Origin of the sequence: Burkholderia sp. BCC1638 (genome assembly GCF_902833195.1) — a bacterium.
GTDB lineage: Bacteria > Pseudomonadota > Gammaproteobacteria > Burkholderiales > Burkholderiaceae > Burkholderia > Burkholderia diffusa.
In genome coordinates this window covers 358,774-370,987 of the sequence record NZ_CADFEC010000001.1, presented here as the reverse complement: position 1 = coordinate 370,987, position 12,214 = coordinate 358,774, and the positions used below count along the sequence as shown (strand labels likewise).

Genomic DNA, 12,214 nt, shown 5'->3' with positions numbered 1-12,214 from the left:
TGCGCGAGATACACGCATCGCCGATGCGCCCCCCGTTCTTCTCGCAGCCCCGCCAAAAACCGCCTATGGTGAATGAAGCGGGTCCGTGCCTCCGCCATTCGACTTCACGTCGCTCGCACCGGCGGCCACGGCGCCGCGTTCCGGCACCATTCCCCGCAGTCGCGCGCACGCCCGGCCATGCGTGCGGCTGCGCCGCCCACCGGACCACAAGGAGGTAATCATGAAAGCCGTGCTGCTCGTCAGCTCCGCCGTGCTCGCCATGGCGTCCGTTTCGGCCTCGGCTCAAGGCTCGATCACCAAGGTCGAAAACGGCGCGCTCGTCGCGGCGAACGGCATGACCGTTTACGCATTCGACAAGGACAAGCCCAACGCCGGCACCAGCGCCTGCACGGGCCAATGCGAATCGATCTGGCCGCCTTACAAGGCCAGCGCGACCGACGTCCCGGTCGGCCCCTACACGATCGTCAAGCGCGACGACGGCAGCCCGCAATGGGCCTACAAGGGCAAGCCGCTGTATTTCTTCGCGAAGGACATGAAACAGGGCGACCGCAACGGCGACAACTTCAAGAACATGTGGCACGTGGTCGCGCCGTAAACGTGCCTTCCCCGTCTTCGGTGTCGGCACGGCCGCCGCACGTGTGAAAAGGCCCGCCCCGGTCGTCGACCGGGGCGGGCCTGTGCGTCTTTACGCCGGCCGCATGGCGTCACGTCGCGGCCGGATCACGCGTCAGCGGTTCGACGGGAAGCTGAACACCGTCCCTTCGCGCACGCCGGCCGACGGCCAGCGCTGCGTGATCGTCTTGCGCTTCGTGTAGAAGCGTACCGCATCCGGGCCGTACGCGTGCAGATCGCCGAACAGCGAGCGCTTCCAGCCGCCGAACGAGTGATACGCGACGGGCACCGGCAGCGGCACGTTGATGCCGACCATGCCGATCTGGATGTTGTCGCTGAAGTAGCGCGCCGCTTCGCCGTCGCGCGTGAACAGGCACGTGCCGTTGCCGTATTCGTGCGCGTCGATCAGCGCCATCGCCTCGTCGAGCGACTTCAGGCGGATCACGCCGAGCACCGGCCCGAAGATCTCGTGCTGATAGACCGGCATGCCGGGCTTCACGTTGTCGAACAGGCACGGGCCGAGGTAGTAGCCGCCGTCGTGGCCGTCGACCTTCACGCCGCGGCCATCGACGACGAGCGTCGCGCCCGCTTCCACGCCCGCGTCGACGAAGCCCGTCACCTTCTCGAAATGCTGCTTCGTGACGAGCGGCCCCATGTCGACGCCCGCACCGTCGCCCGGGCCGACCTTCATCTTCGCGATCTCGGCCTTCAGGCCGTCGATCACCTTGTCGCCCGTTTCGTCGCCGATCGCGACGACCAGCGGAATCGCCATGCAGCGCTCGCCGCACGAGCCGTACGCGGCGCCCATCAGCGCGTTCACCGCGTTGCCGATGTCGGCGTCGGGCATCACGACCGCGAAGTTCTTCGCGCCGCCGAGCGCCTGCACGCGCTTGCCGTGCGCGCAGCCGGTCGCGTAGATGTATTCGGCGATCGGCGTCGAGCCGACGAAGCTCACCGCCTTCACGCGCGGGTCGGTCAGGATCGTGTCGACCGCTTCCTTGTCGCCGTTCACGACGTTCAGCACGCCCGGCGGCAGGCCGGCCTCGAGCGCCAGCTCGGCCATGCGCAGCGTCGACGACGGCGTGCGCTCCGACGGCTTCAGCACGAACGTGTTGCCGCACGCGACGGCCATCGGCCACATCCACAGCGGCACCATCACCGGAAAGTTGAACGGCGTGATGCCGGCCGCGACGCCGAGCGCCTGGAATTCGCTCCACGAATCGATCGCGGGGCCGACGTTCTTGCTGTGCTCGCCCTTCAACAACTCGGGCACGTAGGTCGCGTATTCGACGTTCTCGATGCCGCGCTGCAATTCGCCCATCGCGTCGGCGAGCACCTTGCCGTGCTCGGCGGTGATCAGCGCGCACAGCTCGTCCGCATGCTCCTCGAGCAGCGTCTTGAAGCGGCTCATCACGCGTGCGCGCTTCAGCGGCGGCGTGTTGCGCCACGCCGGGAACGCGGCCTGCGCGGACGCGATCGCGGCTTCGACGGTCAGCTTGTCGGCGAGCGCGACGCTCTTGTGCGATTCGCCGGTGGCCGGGTCGAACACCGGCTGGACGCGGCTGCCGCCGTCGACGCGCTTGCCGTCGATCAGATGGCCGACGGTGGAGGTCACATTGCTGTCGTGTTTCATGTTTCTGGCTCTGTCTCGTGAATTCGGTTGTCGCGCAGCACGGGCCGCGCTCAGTTCACTTCGTTCAGCGCGTCGGACAGCGCGTTCACGAGGTTGTCGATCTCGCGCTTTTCCGAGATGAACGGCGGCGCGAGCTGGATCGTGTCGCCGCCGTAGCGCACGTAGAAACCCTTCGCCCAGCAGCGCATCGCGATCTCGTACGGGCGCCGTGCCGGCTCGCCCGGCAGCGCCGCGATCGTCAGGCCGGCCGCCAGCCCATAGTTGCGGATGTCCGTGATATGGCGCTGGCCCTTCAGCCCGTGCACGGCCGCCTCGAAATGCGGCGCGAGATCGCGCACGCGGGCCACCGCGTCTTCCTTCACCAGCAGGTCGAGCGCCGCGACGCCGGCCGCGCACGCGACCGGGTGCGCCGAATACGTGTAGCCGTGCGGGAACTCGAGCATGTATTCGGGGCCGCCCGCGGCCATGAACGTGTCGTAGATTTCCTTCGTCGCGATCACGCCGCCGAGCGGCTGCACGCCGTTGGTCACCTGTTTCGCGAAGTTCATGATGTCCGGCACCACGCCGAACGCGTCGGCGCCCGTCATCGCGCCGGCACGGCCGAAGCCCGTGATGACTTCGTCGAAGATCAGCAGGATGTCGTGCGCGGTGCAGATGTCGCGCAGGCGCTTCAGATAGCCCTTCGGCGGCACGACCACGCCCGCCGAACCCGAGAACGGCTCGACGATCACGGCCGCGATGTTCGATGCGTCGTGCAGCGCGATCAGGTCGAGCAGGCGGTCGGCCAGATCGGCGCCGTGCTCGGGCATCCCGCGCGAGAACTTGTTCTCGGCCAGTTGCGTGTGCGGCAGGAAGTCGGCGTCGATCCCCTGGCCGAACAGCTTGCGGTTCGGCCCGATCCCGCCGACCGAGATGCCGCCGAAGTTCACGCCGTGATAGCCCTTCTCGCGGCCGATCAGGCGCGTCTTCGTGCCCTTGCCCTTGGCGCGCCAGTACGCGCGGGCCATCTTCAGCGACGTGTCGGCCGCTTCCGAGCCCGAGCCCGTGAAGAATACGTAGTCGAGGCCGGCCGGCGTCAGGTCCTTGATCTTGTTCGCAAGCTCGAACGACTTCGGATGACCGAACTGGAACGCCGGCGCGTAGTCGAGCTGCGCGACCTGGCGGCTCACGGCTTCCGTGATTTCCGTGCGGCCGTGACCGAGACCCGTGCACCACAGGCCCGACAGGCCGTCGAAGATCTTGCGGCCTTCGCCATCCGTGAAATACGCGTCCTTGGCCGACACGATCATGCGCGGATCAGACTTGAACTGGCGGTTCGCCGTGAACGGCATCCAGTGGGCGTCGAGCCAGGCGGCGTCGGTGCGGAGGTTCGTCTCGTCCTGCTGGCTGGCGGTGATCGTGTCGGTCATGTCGGTCGGCGCGGCGCGCCCCTCCTTCTTGTGATGATGTTGCGCATTGTCGGGAGGCCAATTAGTCTCTTCAATATCGCAATATCAATGTTCACTTGCGCAATTATGCAAGCAAAGAAACCGAAGAGCCGCGCGCTGCTCGGGCAGCTCAGCGACATGGATCTGCGGCTGCTGCGGGTCTTCAAGGGCGTCGTGCAGTGCGGCGGGATGGCGGCGGCCGAACTCGAGCTGAATATCGGCATCTCGACGATCAGCCGGCACGTGAAGGATCTGGAAACGCGCCTCGGCCTCGTGCTGTGCCGGCGCGGCCGCGCGGGCTTCACGCTGACCGCCGAGGGACAGACGGTGTACGAGGAAACCTTGCGACTGCTTGCGTCGATGGAGGCATTTCGCAGCAGGATCGATGGCATTCACGACAAGATGGGCGGAGAACTGCACGTCGCCGTATTCGACAAGACCGCCACCAACCCGAACGCGCGGCTTGGCGACGCGATCCGCCAGTTCACGGACGAAGCGCCCGACGTCGCGCTGAACCTGCATGTCGCGTCGATCAACGAGGTCGAGCGCGGGATCATCGACGGCAGCTATCAGGTCGGGATCATCCCCGCGCACCGCAGCTCGGGCAGCCTCGTGTATTCGGAACTGTTCGACGAACGGATGCTGCTGTACTGCGGCCGCCAGCATCCGCTCTTTGACGCGCCGCACGGCAAGCTCACGTGGACGACGATCCGCAACCACGCGTTCGCCGGCCTCGGCTTCCATTCGCCGAACATGGAGCTGAGCCATCGCGCGAAGCTCACGCGCAGCGCGACGGCATCGGACCAGGAATCGATCGCGACGCTGATCCTGTCCGGCCGCTATCTCGGCTTCCTGCCCGACCATTACGCGGAGAGCTTCGAAAACAAGGGGTTGATGCAGCCGATCGCGCCGCACCGCTTCAACTACCGGTGCCGGTTCGTGAGCCTGCTGCGGCGCTCGCCGCGACCGACTCGGGCAGCGCTGCTGTTCCAGTCGTGCCTCGAAGCGGCACATGCGGTGGCATGGCCGGGCGACGACGGCAGCGACGCGTAGCCGCGTTCAGGTTTCGCGGGCGGCGCCGTCCGCCCAGAGGCTGCGGCCCGATCCGGCTCTGCGATAATGCGCACTTCCCGTTTCCGCTCGCCTCCCGCCATGACGCAGCCGTCCGCCCCGCTCCCGACCGACCTGCCGCCGATTTCGTGCCTGCCCGGCGACGCGCTGCCATGGCTGCCGATGAGCGCCGACCTGCCGGGGCTCGCGATCAAGTATCTGCATATCAATGCGGCGGAAGACACGCTGACCGCGCTGCTGAAGATGCCGGCCGGCGGCACGCTGCCGCGCCATCGCCACGATGGCGAGGTCTTCGTCCATACGCTGCAGGGTGCGTGGCGCTACCGCGAATACGAGTGGATCGCGCAGGCCGGCTCGACGGTGCTCGAACCGGCCGGGTCGGTGCATACGCCGGAAACGCTCGGCGCGCCCGGCGACGACGTGATTACGCTCAACGTGATGCGCGGCGATCTGGTGCTGCTCGACGACGACGGCCGCGAGACCGCGCGCGAGAATTGCCGCGTCGCGCTGCTGCGCCAGCGCAAGCATGCGCGCACCGCGCCGCACGATGCGGCGCCGTTCGTCACACGGTAATCGCGCGGCAAGACGGGCGACATCGTCGCATCACGATCCGCACGGCGCCGGCACTCGCCAACACGCGCATGAATGACTGCCGGCGCACTTCACCACCCAAGCCGCCCCCGGCGGCATTACCGAAAGCGCCGGAAAAATCGGCGAATATCGTCGGCCAGCAGTTCCGGCTCCTCCATCGCGGCGAAATGGCCGCCGCTCGGCATGTCGGTCCACTGCACGACGTCGAACACGCGTTCGAGCCAGCTGCGCGGCGGACGACTGATTTCCTTCGGAAAGCGCGCAAATGCGACGGGCACCGCCACGCGCTGCCCGGCCGCGAAGCGCATCGGCTGCAGCCGGTTTTCCCAATACATCTGCATTGACGAGCCGATGCAGCCGGTAAACCAGTAGAGCGAGATACCCGTCAGCAGCGTGTCGTGCGAAAACCGCTTCGCGACGTCGCCGTCGCAATCGCTCCACGTGCGGAATTTCTCGGCGATCCACGCCGCCAGCCCTGCCGGCGAATCGTTGAGCGCGACGGCCAGCGTCTGCGGCTTCGTCATGTGCACGTGCGCGTATCCGCCCTCCAGCGCAACCCACTCTCCACGCTGCGTCACGAAAGCGCGTTCGTCCTCGGTCAGCGGGGAAGCCGCGTCGGTCGGCGGCTCGTAGTTGCCGGGCAGGTAGTTCAGATGGATGCCGTTCACCACGTCGGCATGTCGCGCGCCGAGCGCAATCGACACGCCCGCGCCGAGATCGCCGCCTTGCGCGCCGAAGCGACGATATCCGAGCCCGGACATCAACGTCGCCCAGCGGTCGGCGACCTGAAATGCCGACATGCCGGGTGCCGCGGGCGCGGGCGAGAACGCGAAGCCGGGAAGCGACGGCGCGACCACGTCGAACGCGTCGTGCGGATCGCCGCCGAACGCGGCCGGATCGCACAGGCGATCGATCAGCGCGTCGAATTCGAGTACGGAGCCCGGCCAGCCGTGCGTGATGACGAGCGGATACGGCTTCGGCCCCGCCCCACGCCGATGGATGAAATGCACGCGTTGCCCGTCTGCGTCCGCGACGAACTGCGGCTGCCGGTTCAGCGCACGCTCCGCCGCCCGCCAGTCGAAGCCCTCGCGCCAGTACGCAACCAGTTCGTGCAGCCACGCGCCATCCACACCCTGCTGCCACGGCGCGGCGGGTGTCAGCACCGGTGCGCGCGTGTCGCGCAGGCGCCGACGCAGGTCATCGAGCGCGTGATCGGGAATCGCAATGCTGAACGGGGCGGCGTGCATGGTGTCTCCTCGCGAGGAATGCCGGAGATTCTGCGCGATTTTTCCGACCCGCGCTGGCGGCGCGCCCGCGAGCGTCAGCCCGTTTCGCGCTCGTCCGCCCGCGCGTCGCGCCGCACGGCCTGCGGCGGCACGCCGAAGCCGCGCACGAACGCATCGCGCAGGTGGCGCCGGTCGCGGAAACCGTTCTCCTTCGCGATCACATCGAGCGAATGCCGGCTCTGCTCGATCATCAGCCGCGCGGCTTCCAGCCGCAGCCGCTCGATCGCCTTCGCCGGCGACTGCCCAGTTTCGAGCGTAAACACGCGGCTGAACTGGCGCGGACTCAGGTGGACGGCGTCGGCCAGTTCCTCGACGGTCAGCGCGCGGCCGAGATTCCGCCGCGCATAGTTGAGCGCGTTCTGGATCCGGTCCGATTTCGGCGCGAGGTCCAGCATTTCCGAATGCTGCGACTGTCCGCCCGCACGGCGCTGATGCATTACGAGCTTGTGCGCGACCGAGCGCGCGGTGTCCGCGCCGAGATCCTTCTCCACCATCGCGAGCGCCAGGTCGAGGCCGGCCGTCATCCCGGCGGACGTCCAGATCGGGCCGTCGACGATGTAGATCCGGTCCTCCTCGACACGAATGTCCGGAAACTGCTGCTGCATGCCGCGTCCGTACGCCCAGTGCGTCGTCGCGCGGCGCTGCGCGAGCAGCCCGGCCTCGGCGAGCACGAACGCGCCCGTGCAGATGCCGGCGATGCGCCGCGCGCGCGCGTTCGCGCGTCGCAGGAACGCGACGACGCCGGCCGGCGCCGGCGACGCGAGCGGATCGTTGACGCCCGCGACGATCCACGTATCGACGTCGATCCGCCCGCGCAGCGCGCGCGTCGCGACCGGCAATCCGAGCGACGAAGGCACGCCGCCGCCGTCGACGGAATAGTTGTCCATCACATAGAACGGCTCGCCCGCGATCATGTTCGCGTACTCGAACACCGATTGCGCGGCGAGCGCCATGATCTGGAAGCCGTCGCTGATCAGAAAACCGATGCGGTGCATGCGTATCTCCAGTAGCGGGGCATGATCGTGACGACCGGCCCGATGTCCGAAATCATACCCATCTACGTCATTTGTGTCGCCGCGATTCGAGGCCAGAATGCCTTCACGCACTCACCCTTTCCTCGACATGGAGCGACATCATGACTGAAGCACATCGCGGTACCGCCGTCATTACCGGCGCATCGTCCGGCATCGGCGCGATCTATGCGGATCGCCTCGCGCGCCGCGGCTACGACCTGATCCTGGTCGCGCGCAACCGCGACCGGCTGGCCACGCTCGCCGAGCGCATCACGAACGACACGCAGCGCAGCGTCGAGATCGTCGGCGCGGACCTCAACGACCGCGCGGCGCTCGCCGCCGTCGAGGCGAAGCTGAAGCAGGACGCGAGCATCACGCTGCTCGTCAACAACGCGGGCGTCGGCACGCACGCGCCGCTGCTCGACAGCGACGTCGACGCGATGACGCGGATGATCGACCTGAACGTGACCGCGCTCACGCGCCTGACCTATGCCGCCGTGCCCGGTTTCGTCGCGCGCGGCCGCGGCGCCGTGATCAACATCTCGTCGATCGTCGCCCTGTCGCCGGAAACGCTCAACGGCGTCTACGGCGGCAGCAAGGCATTCGTGCTCGCGTTCAGCCAGTCGCTGCACCACGAACTCGCGGAACAAGGCGTGCAGGTGCAGGCCGTGCTGCCAGGCGCGACGGCGACCGAGTTCTGGCAGACCGGCGGCCTGCCGCTCGAACACCTGCCGAAGGAGATCGTGATGTCGGCGTCCGACCTCGTCGACGCGGCGCTGGTCGGCTTCGATCGCGGCGAACTCGTGTCGATTCCGTCGCTGCACGCGGCCGGCGAATGGGATGCGTACGAGGCCGCGCGCCGCACGATGGCGCCGCACCTGTCGACGGATTCGCCGGCGCCGCGCTATACGGTTGCGCGCTAGTCGCGCAGTACCCGCGTCGCGCCCGTGCTGTCCGGGCGCGACGCTTGCGAATCGAAGCGCGTCGACGGCGCTTGCGCCACCGCAGCCGTCGACGCCGCGACGCATTCCGGACCCTGCGTTGCGTTCCCGCCAAAGCCGGTTTCACCCCGCTTGCCACGCATTTTCCGCGACGATAAGCTTCGCGATTGCAACTCCCGAAGCAGCGCCACGCGACATTCGTCCGATGATCGGCGCAATCGACCGTCGCGGAATTCGACCATGCGGTTCCGAATGTTCACCTCCGGGGCCGGCGACACACCCGGCTCCTCTCGCGTCCCCGCCGACGATCGCCCGGCGCTCGCGCCGTTGCCAGAACTCGAGACCGTGTGCCGGCTCGCCCGCGCGCATGTCGGCACGGCCGGCGCGTTCGTCACTTTCGCCGAAGCCGGCACGCAGCGCGTGGCGGCGTCCGACGGAACGCTGCCCGCCACGCTGCCTGCCGTGCACTTCCCGCCGCGTGTCGAGCGCGTCTCGGCGTCCGACCGCCGATTCATCACACCCGAGGCGAGTGGGCTCCCGCTCGACGCGCCGCACGTCGTCACGGCCTGCGAACTGATTGCGGCCGACGGCACCACACCTGGCGCACTGTGTATCGTCGGCGACGCGGGCCTGATGCTCGACGCCGCGCAACGGGCTTTCCTGCATGACCTGGCCACGCTCGCGGAACACGCGATCGCCCGCGCGAATGCACAGGCCGCGCTGCACGAACGGCTCGGCGGCATAGAAGAACGCAGCGCGCTGACCACGCTCGCGCTGACCGAAAGCGGCACCGGCATGTGGGACCGCAACGTGGAAACCGGCGAGATCCATTATTCGGCGGCCTGGAAGGCGCTGCTCGGCTACGAGCCCCACGAACTGACGAGCCGGATCGAGGATGCGTACGAACGGCTGCACCCAGACGATGTCGCCGACGTGAAGGCCGCGATGCTCGCGCATTTCGAAAGCCGCACCGACAGCTATGCGGTCGAGCACCGCATCCGCTGCAAGAACGGCACGTACAAATGGATCTGCAGCCGCGGCAAGGTCATCGCCCGCGACAACAACGGGCGTGCGTTGCGCATGGTCGGCACGACCACGGACATCACCGCGCTGCGCGAACTCGCCGGCCGGCTGAGCGACTCCGTCACACTCGTGACGAACCTGACCGACCAGGTCCCCGGTCTCGTGTTCCAGCTGCGGCAGACCGCCGACGGTCGCCGATTCTTTTCGTACGCGAGCGCGGGCGTGCGCGACATCTACGAACTGACGCCCGAGCAGATCGCCCGCGACGCGGACGCGGTCGAGACCCGGATTCATCCGGCCGACCTGGTCGCGTACCGCCAGTCGCTGCTGGCGTCGGCGGAGCGACTGACGCCGTGGCGGCTCGAATACCGCGTGCTGCTGCCGGATCAGGGGATGCGCTGGCGCGAAGGCGACGCGCGCCCGCAACGCACGCCGGACGGCGGCACGGTCTGGCACGGCTTCATCACGGATGCGACCGAGCGCAAGCACATCGAGACCGAGCTGCACCGGATGGCGACGACCGATCACCTGACCCAGCTGTCGAACCGCCACGCGTTCATGCGGCAAGGCGAAGCCGCGTTGCGCCGCGTGCGCGCCACCGGCCAGGACGCCGCGGTGCTGATGCTCGATCTCGACCACTTCAAGGCGCTGAACGACCGCTGGGGACATCCGGTCGGCGATCGCGCGCTCCGGCATTTCGCGCGGCTGCTGCTCGCGGAAATCGGGCCGGACGGCATCGTCGGGCGCATCGGCGGCGAGGAATTCGCGATCGTGCTGCCGCACGCCGGGATCGATGCGGCGTGCGCGCTCGCGCTGCGCGTGCAGCAGCGCGCGGCCGACGCGCGGCTCGTGCACGAGGACCAAGTGCTGGCGCTGACCGTCAGCATCGGCATCGACGCGATGCGGACGTCCGACTTCGGCGCGTACCAGGCGCTGTCGCGCGCGGACAAGGCGCTGTATGTCGCGAAGGAACGCGGCCGCAACCGGGTCGAGGTGTATCGCCCCTAGCCGCGCACCGCGCCGGCGCATCCCCCGATCAACGCGACGCGCGCGCGACCGCGCCGCCGAATGCGCACGCGGCGACGTGCCAGCGACGCTCGCGCTTGCGGTCCGGGCGCCGCGCGATCACGATCATCGCCCGGCCGTGGTTCAGGCCCGCCGCGCAGGTTCGCCCTTCACGCCGAGCATCAGCGCGGCGCCGCTCAGCGCGAGCAGCGCGGCCAGCAGATACACGGCGAGATCCATGCTGCCGGTGCGCGTGCGGATCAGCCCGATCACCCACGGGCTGACGATGCCGCTCGTGATCCCGATGCTGCTGATCAGCGCGATCCCGGCCGCGGCCGCGTTGCCCGACAGATAGCGGGTCGGCACGGCCCAGAAGATCGGCAGCGCGGCGAAGATCAGCGTCGCCGCAATCGACAGGCACGCGAGCATCGCCGCGAAGCTGTGCAGGTGCAGCGTCAGCGCCGCGAGTGCGAGCCCGCCGCCGATCGTGCAGCACGCGAAATGCTTGCGGCGCTCGCCGGTGCGGTCCGAGCGGCGCGCGATCAGGATCAGTCCCACCGCGCCGACCGCGTTCGGCACGACCGTGTAGAGGCTCACGGCCACGACGTCGGTCACGCCGAAATCGCGGATCATCAGCGGCATCCAGAAATTGAGCGTCAGCGACGCGCAGGTCAGCGAGAAATAGATGAACGCGAACAGATAGACGCGCGGGTTCGCGAGCGCGGCCGCCAGGCTGCGCGTGTCGTGCGCGCCATGCGCACGGCCGTCGCCGCACAGCGCGGCGACGCGCGCCTTTTCGTCGGACGTGAGCCACGCGGCGTCCTGCGGCCGGTCGACCAGATACGCGAACGCGAAGCACGCGAGCACGATCGCCGGCGCACCTTCGATCGCGAACATCCATTGCCAGCCGTGCAATCCGAGCACGCCGCTCATGTCGCGCATGATCCAGCCCGACATCAGGCCGCCGAGCACGCCGGCCACCGCGACGCCCGCGAAGAACACCGAGATCGCCGCCGCGCGACGGTTCGCCGGAAACCAGTAGGTCAGGTACAGCACGATGCCGGGAAAGAAGCCGGCCTCGAACACGCCGAGCAGGAAGCGCAGCACGTAGAAATGCGACGGCTGCGACACGAACATCATCCCGGTCGACGCGATGCCCCACAACAGCATGATCCGCGTGAACGTGCGGCGCGCGCCGAAGCGCGCGAGCAGCAGGTTGCTCGGCACCTCGCAGAACACGTAGCCGACGTAGAACACCGCGGCGCCGAGGCCGTACATCGCATCGCTGAAGCCGAGGTCGTGCTTCATCTGCAACTGCGCGAAGCCGATGTTGATGCGGTCGAGAAACGACACGACGTAGCAGAGGAACAGGAACGGCACGATCCGCCATGCGATCTTGCGGAACAGCAGCGCGTCGCCGGCGTCCGACGCCGGTGTGGATTCATATGCGGAAGGCGACGTCGCAACACTCGCGTGCGCGATCGTCGCTTCGGCGGGAAGCGATTGGGGCATGTCTCTCTCCAAACGGGCCGCGCGATTCGAGCGCGCAGCAGTCTCCGAGGGCGTACGTGCGCCCTGCTTTCTTGTGAGACCGGAAGCCGGCGCCCCGAAC

The 12,214-nt window shown here is 68.2% G+C and carries 10 protein-coding genes; 5 read left to right on the top strand and 5 right to left on the bottom strand.

The window, feature by feature from the left end; translation table 11 throughout:
- Window positions 1-220 precede the first annotated feature (220 nt).
- The gene (locus HWX22_RS01615; protein WP_059468071.1) at window positions 221-595 is read left to right on the top strand and encodes a hypothetical protein; all 375 of its coding nucleotides are present in this window, start codon (window positions 221-223) and stop codon (window positions 593-595) included.
- A gap of 132 nt (window positions 596-727) precedes the next feature.
- On the opposite strand, the gene HWX22_RS01610 is transcribed toward HWX22_RS01615, so the two are convergent.
- Window positions 728-2,245, bottom strand: a complete 1,518-nt coding sequence (locus HWX22_RS01610; protein WP_175907038.1) for a CoA-acylating methylmalonate-semialdehyde dehydrogenase — start codon at window positions 2,243-2,245, stop codon at window positions 728-730.
- Between the two features lie 50 nt (window positions 2,246-2,295).
- Window positions 2,296-3,654 (bottom strand): aspartate aminotransferase family protein, encoded by a 1,359-nt coding sequence (locus HWX22_RS01605; protein WP_175907039.1) that lies wholly within the window; start codon window positions 3,652-3,654, stop codon window positions 2,296-2,298.
- Window positions 3,655-3,759: 105 nt separating this feature from the next.
- On the opposite strand from HWX22_RS01605, the gene HWX22_RS01600 reads away from it, so the two are divergent.
- On the top strand, window positions 3,760-4,725 hold the full coding sequence (locus HWX22_RS01600) for a LysR family transcriptional regulator (RefSeq protein WP_244135178.1): 966 nt from the start codon (window positions 3,760-3,762) through the stop codon (window positions 4,723-4,725).
- 99 nt (window positions 4,726-4,824) lie between these two features.
- Window positions 4,825-5,316 carry a 2,4'-dihydroxyacetophenone dioxygenase family protein gene (locus tag HWX22_RS01595; protein WP_059450233.1) on the top strand — a complete coding sequence of 164 codons (492 nt, stop codon included), beginning with the start codon at window positions 4,825-4,827 and terminating at the stop codon, window positions 5,314-5,316.
- Between the two features lie 116 nt (window positions 5,317-5,432).
- Here the strand turns inward: HWX22_RS01595 and HWX22_RS01590 are convergent, their stop codons facing one another.
- Complete coding sequence (locus HWX22_RS01590) at window positions 5,433-6,581, bottom strand: epoxide hydrolase (protein ID WP_175914928.1); 1,149 nt, start codon at window positions 6,579-6,581, stop codon at window positions 5,433-5,435.
- Window positions 6,582-6,655: 74 nt separating this feature from the next.
- Window positions 6,656-7,615: a GlxA family transcriptional regulator gene (locus tag HWX22_RS01585; protein WP_175907042.1), complete on the bottom strand. Its 960-nt coding sequence runs from the start codon at window positions 7,613-7,615 to the stop codon at window positions 6,656-6,658.
- A gap of 140 nt (window positions 7,616-7,755) precedes the next feature.
- On the opposite strand from HWX22_RS01585, the gene HWX22_RS01580 reads away from it, so the two are divergent.
- Entirely contained in the window at window positions 7,756-8,556 is an 801-nt protein-coding gene (locus HWX22_RS01580) for an SDR family oxidoreductase (protein ID WP_175907043.1), read from the top strand.
- A gap of 270 nt (window positions 8,557-8,826) precedes the next feature.
- Window positions 8,827-10,605 carry a sensor domain-containing diguanylate cyclase gene (locus HWX22_RS01575; RefSeq protein ID WP_244135177.1) on the top strand — a complete coding sequence of 593 codons (1,779 nt, stop codon included), beginning with the start codon at window positions 8,827-8,829 and terminating at the stop codon, window positions 10,603-10,605.
- Window positions 10,606-10,746: 141 nt separating this feature from the next.
- Here HWX22_RS01575 and HWX22_RS01570 read toward each other — a convergent pair whose 3' ends face one another.
- Window positions 10,747-12,114, bottom strand: coding sequence for an MFS transporter (locus HWX22_RS01570; protein WP_175907047.1), 1,368 nt, complete (start codon window positions 12,112-12,114; stop codon window positions 10,747-10,749).
- Window positions 12,115-12,214: the final 100 nt, after the last annotated feature.

Coding starts and splice junctions, on each gene's coding strand:
- HWX22_RS01615 (WP_059468071.1), top strand. CDS start 221: ATGAAAGCCGTGCTGCTCGTCAGCTCCGCCGTGCTCGCCATGGCGTCC.
- HWX22_RS01610 (WP_175907038.1), bottom strand. CDS start 2,245: ATGAAACACGACAGCAATGTGACCTCCACCGTCGGCCATCTGATCGAC.
- HWX22_RS01605 (WP_175907039.1), bottom strand. CDS start 3,654: ATGACCGACACGATCACCGCCAGCCAGCAGGACGAGACGAACCTCCGC.
- HWX22_RS01600 (WP_244135178.1), top strand. CDS start 3,760: ATGCAAGCAAAGAAACCGAAGAGCCGCGCGCTGCTCGGGCAGCTCAGC.
- HWX22_RS01595 (WP_059450233.1), top strand. CDS start 4,825: ATGACGCAGCCGTCCGCCCCGCTCCCGACCGACCTGCCGCCGATTTCG.
- HWX22_RS01590 (WP_175914928.1), bottom strand. CDS start 6,581: ATGCACGCCGCCCCGTTCAGCATTGCGATTCCCGATCACGCGCTCGAT.
- HWX22_RS01585 (WP_175907042.1), bottom strand. CDS start 7,615: ATGCACCGCATCGGTTTTCTGATCAGCGACGGCTTCCAGATCATGGCG.
- HWX22_RS01580 (WP_175907043.1), top strand. CDS start 7,756: ATGACTGAAGCACATCGCGGTACCGCCGTCATTACCGGCGCATCGTCC.
- HWX22_RS01575 (WP_244135177.1), top strand. CDS start 8,827: ATGTTCACCTCCGGGGCCGGCGACACACCCGGCTCCTCTCGCGTCCCC.
- HWX22_RS01570 (WP_175907047.1), bottom strand. CDS start 12,114: ATGCCCCAATCGCTTCCCGCCGAAGCGACGATCGCGCACGCGAGTGTT.